14 protein-coding genes and 1 pseudogene are annotated in these 15,047 nt (G+C 70.6%); 6 read left to right on the top strand and 9 right to left on the bottom strand.

The features are described 5' to 3' along the window. Positions 1-79: 79 nt before the first annotated feature. The 4 genes from ACFXJ5_RS31065 to ACFXJ5_RS31050 form a co-directional block, all read right to left on the bottom strand. Positions 80-838 carry an amino acid ABC transporter ATP-binding protein gene (locus ACFXJ5_RS31065; protein ID WP_384638352.1) on the bottom strand — a complete coding sequence of 253 codons (759 nt, stop codon included), beginning with the start codon at positions 836-838 and terminating at the stop codon, positions 80-82. After that, positions 835-1,746: an amino acid ABC transporter permease gene (locus ACFXJ5_RS31060; RefSeq protein ID WP_384638349.1), complete on the bottom strand. Its 912-nt coding sequence runs from the start codon at positions 1,744-1,746 to the stop codon at positions 835-837. The genes ACFXJ5_RS31065 and ACFXJ5_RS31060 overlap by 4 nt, the downstream gene beginning before the upstream one ends. Continuing rightward, positions 1,707-2,588, bottom strand: a complete 882-nt coding sequence (locus tag ACFXJ5_RS31055) for an ABC transporter substrate-binding protein (protein WP_384638346.1) — start codon at positions 2,586-2,588, stop codon at positions 1,707-1,709. The genes ACFXJ5_RS31060 and ACFXJ5_RS31055 overlap by 40 nt, the downstream gene beginning before the upstream one ends. Before the next feature lie 95 nt (positions 2,589-2,683). Continuing rightward, on the bottom strand, positions 2,684-3,370 hold the full coding sequence (locus ACFXJ5_RS31050) for a glycerophosphodiester phosphodiesterase (RefSeq protein ID WP_384638344.1): 687 nt from the start codon (positions 3,368-3,370) through the stop codon (positions 2,684-2,686). Between the two features lie 171 nt (positions 3,371-3,541). Here ACFXJ5_RS31050 and ACFXJ5_RS31045 point away from each other — a divergent pair, with 171 nt between their 5' ends. Genes ACFXJ5_RS31045 through ACFXJ5_RS31035 form a run of 3 tightly spaced genes read left to right on the top strand, consistent with a single transcriptional unit; the run spans position 3,542 to position 6,758 of the window. Further along, entirely contained in the window at positions 3,542-4,906 is a 1,365-nt protein-coding gene (locus ACFXJ5_RS31045; RefSeq protein WP_384638341.1) for a DUF6421 family protein, read from the top strand. 17 nt (positions 4,907-4,923) lie between these two features. Further along, positions 4,924-5,685: an SDR family NAD(P)-dependent oxidoreductase gene (locus ACFXJ5_RS31040; protein ID WP_384638338.1), complete on the top strand. Its 762-nt coding sequence runs from the start codon at positions 4,924-4,926 to the stop codon at positions 5,683-5,685. Then, positions 5,664-6,758 carry a threonine aldolase family protein gene (locus tag ACFXJ5_RS31035; RefSeq protein ID WP_384638335.1) on the top strand — a complete coding sequence of 365 codons (1,095 nt, stop codon included), beginning with the start codon at positions 5,664-5,666 and terminating at the stop codon, positions 6,756-6,758. Before ACFXJ5_RS31040 ends, ACFXJ5_RS31035 begins: the two co-directional genes overlap by 22 nt. 47 nt (positions 6,759-6,805) lie before the next feature. Here the strand turns inward: ACFXJ5_RS31035 and ACFXJ5_RS31030 are convergent. From ACFXJ5_RS31030 to ACFXJ5_RS31010, 5 genes and pseudogenes are all read right to left on the bottom strand, one after another. Further along, a pseudogene (locus ACFXJ5_RS31030) lies at positions 6,806-8,764 on the bottom strand (MMPL family transporter); the annotation flags it as partial. Between the two features lie 45 nt (positions 8,765-8,809). Further along, positions 8,810-10,045, bottom strand: a complete 1,236-nt coding sequence (locus tag ACFXJ5_RS31025; RefSeq protein WP_384638333.1) for a beta-ketoacyl-[acyl-carrier-protein] synthase family protein — start codon at positions 10,043-10,045, stop codon at positions 8,810-8,812. Continuing rightward, entirely contained in the window at positions 10,042-10,308 is a 267-nt protein-coding gene (locus ACFXJ5_RS31020) for an acyl carrier protein (protein WP_384638330.1), read from the bottom strand. Before ACFXJ5_RS31020 ends, ACFXJ5_RS31025 begins: the two co-directional genes overlap by 4 nt. Positions 10,309-10,506: 198 nt before the next feature. Continuing rightward, positions 10,507-10,770, bottom strand: coding sequence for a chaplin (locus ACFXJ5_RS31015; protein WP_384638327.1), 264 nt, complete (start codon positions 10,768-10,770; stop codon positions 10,507-10,509). Positions 10,771-10,868: 98 nt separating this feature from the next. Then, positions 10,869-12,014, bottom strand: a complete 1,146-nt coding sequence (locus ACFXJ5_RS31010; RefSeq protein WP_384638324.1) for an exo-alpha-sialidase — start codon at positions 12,012-12,014, stop codon at positions 10,869-10,871. A 255-nt stretch (positions 12,015-12,269) separates the two neighbouring features. Between ACFXJ5_RS31010 and ACFXJ5_RS31005 the strand changes: the two genes are divergently transcribed. From ACFXJ5_RS31005 to ACFXJ5_RS30995, 3 genes are all read left to right on the top strand, one after another. Then, positions 12,270-13,658, top strand: a complete 1,389-nt coding sequence (locus ACFXJ5_RS31005) for a peptidase C39 family protein (protein WP_384638321.1) — start codon at positions 12,270-12,272, stop codon at positions 13,656-13,658. A gap of 134 nt (positions 13,659-13,792) precedes the next feature. Further along, positions 13,793-14,563 carry an SDR family NAD(P)-dependent oxidoreductase gene (locus tag ACFXJ5_RS31000; protein ID WP_384638318.1) on the top strand — a complete coding sequence of 257 codons (771 nt, stop codon included), beginning with the start codon at positions 13,793-13,795 and terminating at the stop codon, positions 14,561-14,563. Between the two features lies 1 nt (position 14,564). Further along, a complete protein-coding gene (locus tag ACFXJ5_RS30995; RefSeq protein WP_384638315.1) occupies positions 14,565-14,990 on the top strand; it encodes a VOC family protein in 426 nt (141 codons plus the stop codon). Positions 14,991-15,047 lie beyond the last annotated feature (57 nt).

Below are 15,047 nucleotides of genomic sequence, written 5' to 3'. Positions count from 1 at the left end.
CTTCCTTCCTCCGCCTTGCGATCACAGGCGCCAGACCCCGCTCCTTCTCCCACGGAGATCCACAAGACAGGCCCTATCCCTACAGTCGTCCGGCCTCGATGATCCGCCGCAGGAACTGCTGGGTCCGTTCCTGCTGCGGTGCCCCGAAGACCTGCTTGGGCGTGCCGCGTTCCAGCACCACCCCGCCGTCCAGGAAGCACACCTGGTCGGCCACCTCGCGGGCGAAGCCCATCTCATGGGTGGCGATGACCATGGTCATGCCCTGTTGCTTGAGGTCCCGCACCACGTTCAGCACCTCGCCGACCAGTTCCGGGTCCAGCGCCGCGGTGATCTCGTCGAGCAGCAGCAGCTTGGGTTGCCCGGCGAGCGCCCGTACGATCGCGACCCGCTGCTGCTGCCCGCCGCTGAGCCGGTCCGGGTACTCGCCCGCCTTGTCCTTGAGCCCCAGCCGTGCCAGCAGCTCGCGGGCCCGCTCCTCGGCTTCCCTGCGGGCGGCCTTGTGGACCCGGCGGGGCGCGAGCGTGATGTTGTCCAGCACCGTCATGTGCGGGAAGAGGTTGTACGCCTGGAAGACCACGCCGATCCGCCGGCGCACGGTGTCCGGATCCACCCGGGGGTCGGTGATCTCGTCGCCGTCCAGGAAGATCGAGCCGTCGTCGATCTCCTCCAGGAGGTTCGCGCAGCGCAGCAGTGTCGACTTGCCCGAACCGGAGGCCCCGATCAGCACGGTCACGGTGTGCGCGGGCACGGCCAGGTCCACGTCCCGCAGCACCACCGTGTCGCCGAAGGTCTTGCGTACGGACTCCAGCCGCAGCACCGGCGGCGTGTCGGCGGTCATACGGTGCCTCCCTGCGACTGGCGGCGGTACATGCGGGCCGTCACCCAGTCGGTGAACCGCGTCATCGGGATCGTCAGCGCGACGAAGACCAGGCCCGCGACGACGTACGGGGTGTAGTTGAAGTACTTGCCGACGATGATGTCCGCTGCGTGCACCGCGTCGACGGCGCCTCCGATGGAGACCAGGCCGGTGTCCTTCTGCAGCGACACCAGGTCGTTGAGCAGCGGCGGTACGACACGCCGTACGGCCTGCGGCAGGACGACGAACCGCATCGTCTGCGGCCCGCTCAGTCCCAGCGACCGCGCCGCCGCCCGCTGGCTCGGGTGGACGGTCTCGATACCGGCCCGGAACACCTCGGCGACGTACGCCGAGTAGGTCAGCACCAGCGCCGTGCCGCCCAGGATGACGGGGTTGACGGTGACGCCCTGCAGGCGCAGGGCGGGGACCCCGAAGACCACCATGAGCAGGCAGATGATCAGGGGCAGGCCGCGGAAGAAGTCGACGTAGGCGGTCGCCAGCGCGCGCAGCGGGAAGAACACCGGGCCGCGCAGGGTGCGGGTGATGGCGATCAGCATCCCCAGCACCAGGATGATCGCGCCGCAGATCACCATGAGCCGGATGTTCAGCCAGAGCCCGTCGATGACCTTGGGGAAGGCCATGCGGGCGTAGTGCGCGCTGAAGAAGGCCTTCTTGGTGGCCGGCCAGCCCGGCGAGCCGGTGACGACCAGATAGAGCACCGCCGCGGTGACGACGGTGCTGATCGTGGCGATGGCCGTCGCGCGGCGGGCGCGGGTGCGCTTGTGGCGCTCCCGCTCGATCCGCCGCGCCGACGGCTTGTACATGTCCTCGTCGGACAGATCCGGCACCGTCACTTGAGGACCGGGGCGTCGACCGCGTCCGACAGCCATTGCTTCTCGAGCTTGCCGAGTGTGCCGTCGCCGCGCAGGGCGGTCACCGCCTTGCTGACGCAGGAGGTCAGCGAGCTGCCCTTGTCGAGGACGAGGCCGAACTGCTCCTGCCGGCCCTGGGTGGTGGAGAACTGGCCGACGATCTTTCCGTCGGTGACCTCGGCGGCGGTGATGTAGAAGGCGGTCGGCAGGTCGGTGACGATGGCGTCCACCTGACCGTTCTTCAGGGCGGACTTGGCGTAGTCGTTCTTCTGGTAGGCGGCGGCCTGCTGGGTCGGCTTGATGACGTTGTTGATGACGTCGAGGCTCGTGGTGCCCACCTGTGCACCGAGCTTGAGCTTCTTCAGGTCCGCGATGCTGGTGGCTTTGGCCGCCTTGGAGCCCTTCAGGGCGATGACCGCCTGGCGCACGTCGTAGTAGCCCGAGGAGAAGTCCACGGCGTTCTTGCGGTCGCCGGTGATGGAGACCTGGTTGATGTCGATGTCGAAGGTCTTCACGCCGGGCGCGATGGCCTTGTTGAAGGCCACCTTCTGCCAGACGACCGCGCTCTTGCTGTAGCCGAGTTGCTTGGCGACCGCGTACGCGACCGCCGACTCGTAGCCCTTGCCGTTGGACGGCTTGTCGTCGGAGAACCACGGCTCGTACGCCGGGTCGTCCGTGCCGATCGTCAGCTTGCCCTTGGTCTGGGTGCTGAGGCCGGAGGGCGAGCATGACGAGGACGCCGAGGAAGAGCTGCTGCTGTCGGCCTGCGGGGCGCACGCGGCGGCCAGGAGGACGAGTACGGGACCCGCGGCTATGAAGGCGAGACGCGGGACGGCCGGGAAGGCGATGGCAGGGCGCATGGCGGGAGGTTGGCACCCGGTGGGGGAGAATGTCCAGGTCACATGGGTGTGATTCCACATGCCGGACATTGTGACGGGCGTGTTGCGCCGGACTGTCAGTTCCCGGACTCCACCGCCCGCTTGATGTCGGGCAGGTCGGTGACCGCGCCGTCCAGCCCGAGCGCGCGGACCAGGGCGAGGTCGGCCGGGGTGTTGACGGTCCAGGCGATGACGGAGATGCCCGCGCGGTGGCACTCCTGGACCAGGGCGAGGCTGATCCGCCGCAGGCTCAGGCTGACCAGCCGGGCGCCGACCGCCTGCGCCCGGGTCACGATCTCCGAGCCCATCGGGCCCTCGGCGACCAGCACGGTGCGTACGCCGGGCAGGCACTCGCGGATCTCGCGCAGCGCCTCGTCGTGGAAGGACAGGACGTCGACCCGGTCCAGCAGGCCGCGCTCGCGCAGGACGCCGGCCAGCACCCGGGCGGCGGCCACGTCCTTGATCTCGGCCTGGATCGGCTTGCCGACCGCGTCCACGACCTCCTCGAAGACCGGCACCCGCTCGCCGAGACCCGCGTCGAGCTCGCGCAGCTCGTCCAGGGTCATGTCGGCGATGGCGCCCCGGCCGTCGGTGGTCCGGTCGACCTTCTGGTCGTGCATGACGACGAGCGCGCCGTCCTTGCTCAGATGCAGGTCCAGCTCGATCTGGTCCAGGCCCTCGCGCTCGGCGCGGACGAAGGAGCGCAGGGTGTTCTCGGGCTCGACGCCCATGACACCGCGATGGCCGACTGTGAGAAAGCTCAAGGCTTCCCGCCTCCGGTGGTGCAGATGGATCATGACGGACTGCCGCCAGCCTAGTGCGGGCAGGCGGCCTGGAGTCGAACGCCACGTGAATGTGGAGATCGTCCACTTGTACGGGAGAACAGGCCACGGTTACGGTGGTCTCGCAACAATTTCTTCTGTGTAGGAGGGGCCGTGACGGAAATCCTGTCGTCGCCGATCGTCAGTCACCCGTCATGGGCGGTGCTCAAGCAAGCCGTGGAGGCGATCCGCCCCTGGCAGAGCAAGGACGGCTCGATCGACTTCGCCGCCGACGCAGCCCCCTCCCGCGACGATGCCGAGCGCACCCTCGGCCGGGTCATCGGCGCGGTCGAGGAGCTGGCCCCCGGGCTCCCGCACGACGCGGACTACCACCAGGCCCTGGTGAAGGACCTGCGCAAGTGGGCCGACGGCGGCTTCGGCGTGCCGGACTTCCTGGACTCGCTGCTGGCCTTCCAGCCCGCCGCTGACCGCCGGGACGGCCTGGAGCACCTCGTGGTCTTCCCGATGTACACGCAGAACGGCAACCCGGACCGCAACCTCGAAGCGGTCGCGCTGAGCGTCGTCTGGCCGGACTGGCTGTCCGAGCTGGAGCGGACCCGGTACGACAACCCGCTCTTCGTGCCGATCACCTTCCAGGACTTCACCCCGGGCTACGACACCAACTCCGCCGTCCTGTTCCCCGAGACCGTCGCCGTCCGCGAGGCCCCCGAGCGCTTCACCTGGGGCGGCATCTTCTGCGACCGCGAGGCCGCCCGCTTCCGCAAGGTCACCCAGGCCGCCGTGGACACCCTGGGCGTGCGGCTGCCGCAGGACGCCGCCGCCCTCCTGGAGGACCAGGAGCTCACCCAGCAGACCTTCGTGCTGTGGGACATGATCCACGACCGCACCCACAGCCACGGCGACCTGCCCTTCGACCCCTTCATGATCAAGCAGCGCCAGCCGTTCTGGATGTACGGACTGGAGGAGCTGCGCTGTGACCTCACCACCTTCAAGGAGGCCGTGAAGCTGGAGGCCGAGGACCACCCCATGGGCCGCTACGTCCAGTACGCGATCCTCTTCGACCGGCTCTTCCGCTTCCCGGTCACCGGCGACCGGGTCCGCAACTACGACGGCCTCGGCGGCCAGCTGCTCTTCGCGTACCTGCACAAGCACGACGCCGTACGCTGGACGGACAACAAGCTGCACATCGACTGGCAGCGCGCCCCGCAGGTGACCAACCAGCTGTGCGCCGACATCGAGACCCTCTACCGGGACGGCATCGACCGCCCCAAGCTGGTGCACTGGTTCGCCGCCTACGACCTGGTCGCGAGCTATCTCTCCCCGCACCCCGGCTCCGTATGGGCCAAGGGCCCGGACGCCCTGGACCTGAACCAGCCGCCGCGCAAACTCGTGGACGACGTGCTGCCGGACGAGTTTCCGCTCAGTATGTTCTACGAGGCCCTGGCCAAGAAGCTGCGCGACGTGATCGCCGCCACCAAGGGGATCACCGCCGGTGACAGGCGGCAGGCGGCAGCGTGAAGGAGGCGGTGGAGAAGATGACCGAAACCGACCCGGGTTCGCGCCCGCTCGAAGGCGCCGTGATCGTGGTGGCCGGCGCCGGCGGCCCCGCCGGACGCGCCACCCTGCAGCGGCTCGCCCGGACCGGCGCCCACGTCGTGGCCGGCGACGCCAGCCCCGACCGGCTCGCCGAGGCCGTGGACCTGGCCCGCTACGACGCCGGCGGCGGAGCCATCACCGGCGACGTCGTCGACCTGCTGGACCTGAACGGCACCCGTGAATGGGCCGCCCGGATCGAGAAGGACCTCGGCCGCGTCGACGGCATGGTCCACCTGGTCGGCGGCTGGCGCGGCTCGGCCTCCTTCCCCGAGACCGACCTCGCGGACTGGGACTTCCTGGAGAAGCTGCTGATCCGCACCGTCCAGCACACCTCGCTGGCCTTCCACGACGGACTGCTGCGCAGCCCCCACGGGCGGTACGTCCTCATCAGCGCCTCCGGCGCCACCCAGCCGACCGCCGGCAACGCCGCGTACGCCGCCGCCAAGGCCGCCGCCGAGGCCTGGACGCTCGCCCTCGGCGACTCCTTCCGCAAGCTCGGCGACCCGGAGCACCCCACCGCGGCCGCCGCCGTCCTGATCATCAAGGCCCTGGTGCACGACGAGATGCGCAAACAGCGGCCCAACGCCAAGTTCGCCGGCTTCACCGATGTGACCGACCTGGCCGACGCCATCGCCGACGTGTGGACGCGTCCCGCCCAAGCAGTGAACGGAAAGCGCCTGTGGCTCACCCCGCACCCGTAACCGATGCCGTGCGGCATCACGACCCGGACGTCCGCGGCTTCGCCAGCGACAACTACGCGGGCGTCCACCCCGAGATCCTGGCCGCGGTAGCCCTCGCCAACGGAGGCCACCAGGTCGCCTACGGCGAGGACGAGTACACCGCTCACCTCCAGGAGGTCTTCCGCCGCCACTTCGGCCCCCGGGCCGAGGCCTTCCCCGTCTTCAACGGCACCGGCGCCAACGTCGTCGGCCTGCAGGCGGTCACCGAACGATGGGGCGCGGTCATCTGCGCCGCCTCCGCCCATATCAACGTCGACGAATGCGGCGCGCCCGAGCGGGTCGGCGGCCTCAAGCTGCTCACCGTCCCCACCCCGGACGGCAAGCTCACCCCGGAGCTGATCGACCGCGAGGCCTGGGGCTTCGACGACGAGCACCGCGCCCAGCCGCAGGTCGTATCGATCACCCAGACCACCGAACTCGGCACCTGCTACACGCCCGAGGAGATCAGGGCGATCTGCGACCACGCCCACGAGCGCGGACTCACCGTCCACCTCGACGGCTCGCGGATCGCCAACGCCGCCGCCACCCTCGGTGTGCCGCTGGCGGAGTTCACCACCGACGCGGGCGTGGACATCCTGTCCTTCGGCGGCACCAAGAACGGCCTGCTGTTCGGCGAGTGCGTCGTCGTCCTCAATCCGGACCGGGTGCGCGCCATGAAGCACCTGCGCAAGCTGTCCATGCAGCTCGCCTCCAAGATGCGCTTCGTATCGGTGCAGTTCGAGGCGCTGCTCGCCGGCGACCTCTGGCTGCGCAGCGCGGGGCACGCCAACGCCATGGCCCAGCGCCTGGCGGCGGCCGTACGCGGCATCGAGGGCGTCACCGTCGTACGGCCCGTCCAGGCCAACGCGGTCTTCGCGATCCTGCCGCGCGAGGTCAGCGAGCGGTTGCAGAAGAGCTACCGCTTCTACTTCTGGGACGAGGCCAGCGGCGAGGTCCGCTGGATGTGCTCGTTCGACACCACCGAGGAGGACGTCGACTCCTTCGCGGCGGCCGTCGCCGGGGAGATGACGGCGGGCCCGCCGGCCTCCTCCTGAAGGCCGAACCGTGCGTGGAGCCGGGCCAGGGGCGCGGGCGCCCACCAGTTGGCCCGGCCCGCCACGGTCATGAAGGCGGGCACCAGGATGCCGCGCACCAGCGTCGCGTCCACCAGTACGGCGACGGCGAGCCCGGTGCCCAGCAGCTTGAGCACGGTGATCCCCGAGGTCGCCAGCGCGCCCGTGACCACGGCGACGGCCAGCGCCGCCGTGGTCACCAGGCGCCCGGTGCGGGCCACGCCCTCCACCACGGCCTCGCGGTTGTCGTCGCCGAGGGCGTAGCGCTCCCGTACCCGGGACAGCAGAAAGATCTCGTAGTCGATCGCGAGCCCGAAGGCGATGGCGAACATCAGCAGCGGCATCGTCAGATCCAGCGTCCCGGTCACCGCGAAGTCGCCCACCAGGCCACGCAGATGGCCGTCCTGGAAGACGTACACCATCAGCCCGAAGCTCGCGGTGAGGCTGAGCGCCCCCACGACCAGCGCCTTGAACGGCAGCAGCAGACTTCCGGTGAGCAGGAAGAGCATCACCCAGGTCGTGACGAGCACGATGCCCGCCGCCACCGGGAGCCGGTCCGCCACCGCCGCCCGCGTGTCGGCCAGCAGCGCGGCACGCCCGGCCACCAGCCGCTCCCCGGGCGCCGGAAGGGCCCGCAGGTCACGCACCAGCCGCTGGGCGGCCGGTGACTGCGGATCCCCGGGGCCCGTCACGGTCAGCAGTGTTCCGCGCCCCGGCACATCGGTCCTGACGACCCCTCTCGCCCCGTCCAGCCAGAACACCCGGCGCGCGTACGCACTCACGCCGGGCCCCTTCGCCTTGGGCAGCACCACCGTCAGCTGCTGCTCCGCAGGATCCTCGAAGTGCTCGCGGATCTCCCGCGCCGTCGTGTGGGCCGAGGCGCTCGCCGGCAGTGCCCGCTCGTCCGTCAGCCCGAACCGTACGTGCCCGAACGGCGTCGCCAGCAGTACGAGAGCCAGCGCGCACCCGGCCCCGTAGTAGACCGGCCGCCGGGTCACCGCCCGGGCCACGGCTCGCCACAACGGGCTGTCCGGGCGCCCGGAACGGCCGATGCGGGGGCCGACGACCGCCAGCAGCGCCGGGACGATCACCGTGGCGGCGGCCGCCGCGAGCAGCGCCACCGCGATGCCGGCGCAGGCCATGGACCGCAGGAAGGGCAGCGGCAGCACCAGCAGCGCCGACATCGACAGGGCCACCGTGCAGGCCGACACGGCCACCGTCCGTCCGGCGGTGCGCGCGGTGCGGGTCACGGCGTCCTCCGGGGTGGCCCCGGCCCGCAGTTCCTCGCGGTAGCGGGTCACGAGGAAGAGGCCGTAGTCCACCGCGAGCCCGAAGCCGAGGGCGCTGGTGAGGTTCATCGCGAAGACCGAGACCGGCATCGCGTAGGTCAGCAGCCGCAGCAGGGCCAGCGTGCCGACCACGGACACCGCGCCGATCGCCAGCGGCAGCAGGGCGGCGAGCAGCGAGCGCAGTGCGACCACCAGGATGAGCAGGGTGATCGGCGCCGCGAAGAGTTCGGCCTTCACCAGGTCCTGCTCGCTGATCCGCCCCGCCTCGACGCTCACCCAGGCGGGCCCGGTCGCGGACACGGTGAGCACCCCACGGCTGCCGGTGAGTCCGGGCACCAGGGTCTTCGCGGTCCGCGCGGCGTCCTTGTCCTCGCCGGACAGATCCGCCGTGATCAGGGCCTCGTGGCCGTCCTTCGAGCGCAGCCCCGGGGTCCTGGCGGGCCAGTACGCGTGCACGGCCGCCACCCCGGGCGCGCCGGCGACGCGGGCGGCCAGGCGGCGGCCCTGCTCGCGCGCTGCGGGGGAGTCGACGCCGCCGCGCGCTCGTACCAGCAGGACCAGATCGGGGTTTCCGGCACCGAAGCGGGCGGCCAGGAGCTGGTTGGCGCGCGCAGATTCGGTGCCGGAGGCCGTGTAGCCGCCGTTGGCCAGCCGGTCGTGCGTGCCCGTGCCGACCGCCCCGAGCAGGGCGGTCAGCACGACGGCGAACAGCAGCACGAGCCGCGGGTTGCGGGTCACGCGGCGTCAGGCGGCACGGAAGAACAGCACGGCGTTCTGCCCGCCGAAGCCGAAGGAGTTGCTCAGCGCGCCCTGCATGCGGTGCGCGCGGGGCACCTTCGTGACGACGTCCAGATCCATGCCGTCGTCCAGCCGGTCGAGATTGGCGGTCGGCACGATCAGCTGGCGCTCCAGGGACAGCACGGTGATCGCCGCGTCGATGGCGCCCGCGGCCCCCAGTGTGTGGCCGATGGCTCCCTTGACCGAGGTCACGGGAGGTGGCGTACGGGTCCCGAACACCGAGGCCAGCATGGTCGCCTCGCTGCGGTCGTTGAGCGGGGTCGACGTGCCGTGCGCGTTGACGTGGTGCACGTCGTACGGCTCGGCGCCCGCGTCGGCCAGCGCCGCCAGCGTGGCGCGCCGGGCGCCGTCACCGGTGGGGTCGGGCCGGGTGTGGTGGTAGCCGTCGCTGGAGGCGCCGTACCCGGACACGTAGCCGCGGATCCGGGCGCCGCGCGCCCGGGCGTACTCGGGGCGCTCCATGACCAGGACGCCCGCGCCCTCGCTCAGCACGAAGCCGTCGCGGTCCGCGTCGAACGGCCGCGAGGCGCCGGCCGGGTCGTGGCCGCGCATCGACAGGGCCCGCATGCGGTAGAAGGCGGCGGAGCCCATCTCGACCCGGGCGCAGTCGGTGCCGCCGGTGATCGCGATGTCGCAGGCCCCGGCCCGCAGCAGGTCACGCGCGGTGCCGATGGCGGTGGCGCCCGAGGCGCAGGCCGTCGAGGTGGTCAGGCAGGGCCCCACCGCCTGGAGGTCCGCGGAGACCTCGCCGGCCACCATGTTGGGCAGCGAACGGGGCAGCGTGGCGGGGGAGATGGACTCGACGCGGCCGTTGCCCAGGTTGCCGTACTCGATGGGCCAGCGGTCGCCGCCGTTGCTCGCCACACCGAGCACGACGGCCACCCGGGGGCCGTCCCAGGTGGCCGTGTCCAGCCGGGCGTCGGCGACCGCCTCACGGGCGGCGACCATGGCGAGCTGGATGAACTTGTCGATCCGCCAGGTCAGTCTTCTGCCCAGCAGCGCCCCGCCGTCGAACCCGGGGACGGCGCAGGAGAAGTCGACCGGCAGCCCGGCCAGCGCCTCGTCGGTGGTGGCCAGCCCCTCGCCCTTGCACAGCCCTTCCCAGGACGGCTCGAGGCCGATCCCGGCGGGAGTGACCAGGCCGATCCCGGTGACGGCGATGTCCGTGACCCGTGCCCTCACTTGGCGGCCCCCATCAGGGCCGAACGGGCGGCCTCGCCGCCCGCCGCCCGCTCCAGGAACGCCGCCGCCTCGCCGAGCGTCAAGTCCGTGCGGCCTTGCGGAAGGGCCACGCCGAGGGTGTCCTCCAGCATTGTGGCGAGTTCGACCTGCGCGAGGGAGTCGACTTCCATCTCCTCGAAGGTCGCGTCCGGGCTGATCTGCTCCTGTGGAACGCCGAAGTATTCGGTGAGCTGACGGACCATCACGTCGTAGACGGATTCCATCGTTCTCCTTCGTTCGGGTGGCGCTGTCGGGACATACGTCCGCTCCCAGGATCACCCGGTAATCAGATGGAATAGCCCGACACGCGCACCGCGCGCTTATCACATCACCCGCTTGGCGAAATGCCCGAGGGGCGCCCGGAGATATTCCCGGACGCCCCTCGGGGCAATACGCCGCGCCCCCTTCTCAGGGGTGTCGGTTCATCCGTTGATGCAGACGTTGCCGTGCGTGGGGTTGAGCAGCGCGACCACGTTCACGGTGTTGCCGCACACGTTGATCGGAATGTTGATCGGCACCTGGATGACGTTGCCGCTCAGGACACCGGGGGAGCCGATGGCCACGGCGCGGGCGGAGGCGCCGCCATGGTGCCGGTCGTGGTCGTGGGCGAGGGCGCCACCGGCGGTGCCCAGGACGGCGGCACCGGTGACGGCGGTCAGCGCCACAGCCTTCACAAAGCGGTTCATTGCGTTCTCCTTCGAAGATCGCGAATGGGACCTGCACAACGACCGGTGTGACGTTCGGACATGCGACTCCACCCGTTCAGCCGCACAACGCCGCCATCTCAGCGACGGGCGAAGGTGATCGTCTCGTACGGGGAGTCCGCTCCCGTTTCGTAGAGCAGGCCGACCCTGCCACCTTCCAGCTCCACCAGGTCGGAGTAACCGGCGGGGCGCTGGGAGACGGTCCAGGCGGTCGCCCAGGAGATGCCGCCGTCCTGGCTGACGCGGACCGCCATCCGGGCACGCCGGACCGGGTCGGCCGGGGCCGAGTAGAGCAGCGCCCCGCCGCTGGTCTGCAGCACCGCGCCCTGCACCACGGGTCCCTGCAGGTCCTCCTGCGGCGAAAAGCCCTGCACGGTGAGCCCGCCGTCCGAGCTGTACCCGTCGGCGCGGGTCGCATCGGAGAAGCCGCCCTCGTCGCGCGCGTTGATGTACACACGGCCGTCCGGGAGTTCGGCCAGGGAGTTCTCGTTGAGGTTGATCCACTCGCTGGGGTCCTGCTCGATGTAGCCGATGCGCCAGGTCGTGCCGCCGTCGTCGCTGTAAAGGGAATGGGCGCCGTACACATTCCCGGCGGCGGTCGTGGCCATGTGGTTGGCGGGGGCCAGGAGCCGCCCGGCGTACGGGCCGTGCCGCAGCGCGATGGCATGGCCGGGCCCGGTCGCGTACCAGGTCCAGTTGGCGGGCTTGACCTGGGAGGTGATGTCGCGGGGGCGGGCCCAGGTGGCGCCGCCGTCGGTGCTGGAGGTGACGTAGACCTGGCGGTTGCGATCCAGGTCGGCGTATCCGTCCCCGACCGTGCGGCACAGCAGCAGGGCGATCCGGCCGGTGCGCGGGTCGGCGACCGGCGTCGGATTGCCGAAGGTGTTGCCGTGTCCGGAGGCGACGACCTGGAGCCGGCCCCAGGTGCAGCCGCCGTCGGACGACCGCTTCAGGACGGTGTCGATGTCGCCCTGGTCGGCGGCCGAGTTCCGGCGCCCCTCGGCGAAGGCGAGCACCGTGCGTTTTCCGATCCGGATGACGGCCGGAATACGGAAGGTGTGATAGCCCTGCGTCCCGGACCGGTAAGGGACGGAGGAACTGCAGCCGCCGTCCGGGGCCGCCGCGGCGGCCGCGGCCGGTTGTTCCCCGCCGGTGACACTCACGGCGAGGAGCAAAGCCAGCCCGGCGATGGCCTTACGTCTGGTGGTGATGGCACCTCGTCTCATGGTCTCTTTGTCTCACTCCATTCCGTAAGCGGCGCGGTGACACTCCGTCAGAGCGATCAGATTGTCAGGCAATATGATGAATGGAATCGAACTGGTGGCGTCATCCTTGACAAATTCGCGCGGTATCCATTCGCTGAGTGTCATTGGTCTCCACCAATGAACACCTCGGGGCCGCCCCGGAACTCTGGTCCAAAGGCGTGCACTGCGGCGATAGTTGTGCACCTGCCACACCGCTCACGACAGGGGGAACCGCCCATGACAAGAACCACACCCCGCCGGACCGTCCTGGCCGCCGCGATCGCCGCCGCGGCCGCCACCGCGACTCCCGCCTTCGCCACGCCGCGCGCGGACGTGAACAGCGCCGACGTGAGCAGCGCGGCCGACGACAGCACCGCCGCCACGGAGGAGGCGCCCGTGGACTACCACGGCTGGACCAGCGGTTCCGACTGGCGTTGCGGCGGGCCTCAGGGCACCCGGGCCGCGGAATACCCGCGTTCGGGCCTCGTCATCGGCCATGCCACCGGCACCACCGACTACACCGACCCCCACACCAGGACCACTGCCACCTGGGAGATGGCCACCTGGACCTCACCAGTGCACATTCCACCGTACCCGGCGAGCGAGTTGGTCGCCTCCTGGAACGCCGACACCCCCGCCGGCACCTGGATCCAGACCGAGGTCAGCGGCACCTACACCGACGGCACCGCCACCCCCTGGTACGTACTCGGCCGGTGGGCGGCCGGTGACGACGACATCCGGCGCACCTCGGTGGACGACCAGAGCGACGGCAAGAGCAGCATCTGGACCGACACCTTCTCCATCGACGACCCCGCGAGCGGCCTGCGCCTCGCCTCGTACCGACTGCGCCTGACCCTCTACCGCAAGCCCGGCACCCGCCTCACCCCCACCGTCTGGCGGATCGGCGCGATGGCCTCCGACATCCCCGACCGGTTCACCGTGCCCGCCTCCGTACCCGGCGAGGGCCGTGGCGTCGAGCTGCCCGTGCCGCGCTTCTCCCAGGAGATCCACAAGGGCCAGTACCCGCAGTACGACAACGGCGGCGAGGCCTGGTGCAGCCCCACCTCCTCCGCGATGGTCCTCCAGTACTGGGGCCGGGGCCCCACCGCCGAGCAGCTTGCCTGGGTCGATGCGGCCTACGCCGACCCCCAGGTGGACCACGCCGCCCGCTACACGTACGACTACCAGTACGAGGGCTGCGGCAACTGGCCCTTCAACGCCGCCTACGCGGCCACGTACCGCGACATGAACGCGATCATCACCCGGCTGCACACCCTCAACGACGTCGAGAAGCTGATCTGCGCCGGCATCCCGGTGATAACGTCCCAGTCCTTCCTCGCCGACGAACTCGACGGCGCCGGCTACGGCACCTCCGGCCACCTGATGAGCGTCATCGGCTTCACCGAGGACGGCGACGTCATCGCCAACGACCCGGCGAGCGCCGACGACGCGGCGGTCCGGCATGTGTACAAAAGGTCCCAATTCGAGACGATCTGGCTGAGGACCAAGCGCTATAACGCGAGCGGCCAGGTCCGCAGCGGCACCGGGGGAGTCTGCTACCTCTACTGGCCGCTCAGGCCGTCCCCTGCGCAGCGGCGGGCGCTCGCGGAGCTCGGCATCGGCTGAACGGTCCGCCACCGCATACCTGCCATGCGAAGCCCCGATGGCCCTTCGCCCCGGAATGCCTTGTCCGGCGAAAGACAGCGAAATTACGCTGCACGCGGGCCGCAGTCCGGCGGCGAAGGGACGAAGGGCACGGTATGGGACGGCTGACCGGGAAAATCGCCTTCATCAGCGGTACCGGAGCGGGAATCGGCAGGGGGGCCGCCCAGGTATTCGCGGCGGAGGGGGCCGTCGTATTCGGCTGCGATATCAACCCCGAGGCGGACGCCGAGACGGTGGCGCTGGTGGAGAAGGCCGGCGGCGTGATGAAGTCGCTGGCCCCGGTCGACCTGTCCACGCCGGAGGGCGCGAAGGAATGGATCGAGGCCGGCATCGAGGCTTTCGGCGGCATCGACATCCTCTACAACAACGCCTCCGCGCTGCGCAACGGCGACTTCGAGACCATGCCGCCGGAGGACTGGTACTTCACCATCAAGAACGAGCTCGACATCCCCTACTTCTGTACGCAGGCCGCCTGGCCGCACCTGATCGCCCGGGGCGGCGGCGCCGTCCTCAACGTCGCGTCCGTGGCGGCCGTGCGCGGCGCGCCCTTCATGCCGATGGTGCCGCACGCCGCCGCCAAGGGCGGGGTGCTCTCGATGAGCATGCACATGTGCGCCGCGGGCGCCAAGCACAACATCCGGGTCAACACCGTCGCCCCCGGCATGATCCGCACCGCGGCCACCGCGCCCTTCCTGGACGACCCCGACGGCCCGAAGGCGGCCCTGGAGGCACGTATCCCGGTGGGGCGGATCGGCCGGCCGGAGGACATCGCCCGGGCGGCGGCCTTCCTCTGCTCCGACGACGCGGCCTTCGTCAACGGCACCAACCTCATGGTCGACGGCGGCGACAGCGCGATGGCGGGCTGACATGAACAACGCGCACCACGCACGCTTCGACCACGTCGGCGTGAACGTCAAGGACCTGGCGGCGGCCACCGCCTGGTACAGCCAGGCCTTCGGACTGCGGACCTACTTCGAGTTCACCCTGGAGGGGCCCGGGCTGTCGGCCGTGGTCCTGGAGAACATCGAGCACGGCTGGCGTATCGAACTGCTGGCCCGGACGGGCTCCAGCGCCGGACTGCGCGCCGCCGATCCGCTGGAGGCCGCCCTCACCGAGGGCTACGGGCACTTCGCCGTCAACGTGCCCGAGCTGGACCCGGTGTACGAGGCGCTGGTCGCGCACGGGGCGGGCGAGGTGATGAAGCCGGGGCCGTCGCCGCAGCCCGGCTACCGCTTCGCCTGGGTGACCGACCCCGAGGGCAACCTCATCGAGCTGATCGAGACCGCTCCGTAGGCGCAGCCGGTGACAGGCGAAAAGCGACAGGCAACGAAGTGACAGGCAAGGAAGGGA

The sequence above is a fragment of the Streptomyces sp. NPDC059373 genome, assembly GCF_042751495.1.
Lineage (GTDB): Bacteria > Actinomycetota > Actinomycetes > Streptomycetales > Streptomycetaceae > Actinacidiphila.
The sequence above is the reverse complement of the archived record's forward strand: the minus strand, read 5'-3'. Positions and strand labels throughout refer to the sequence as shown.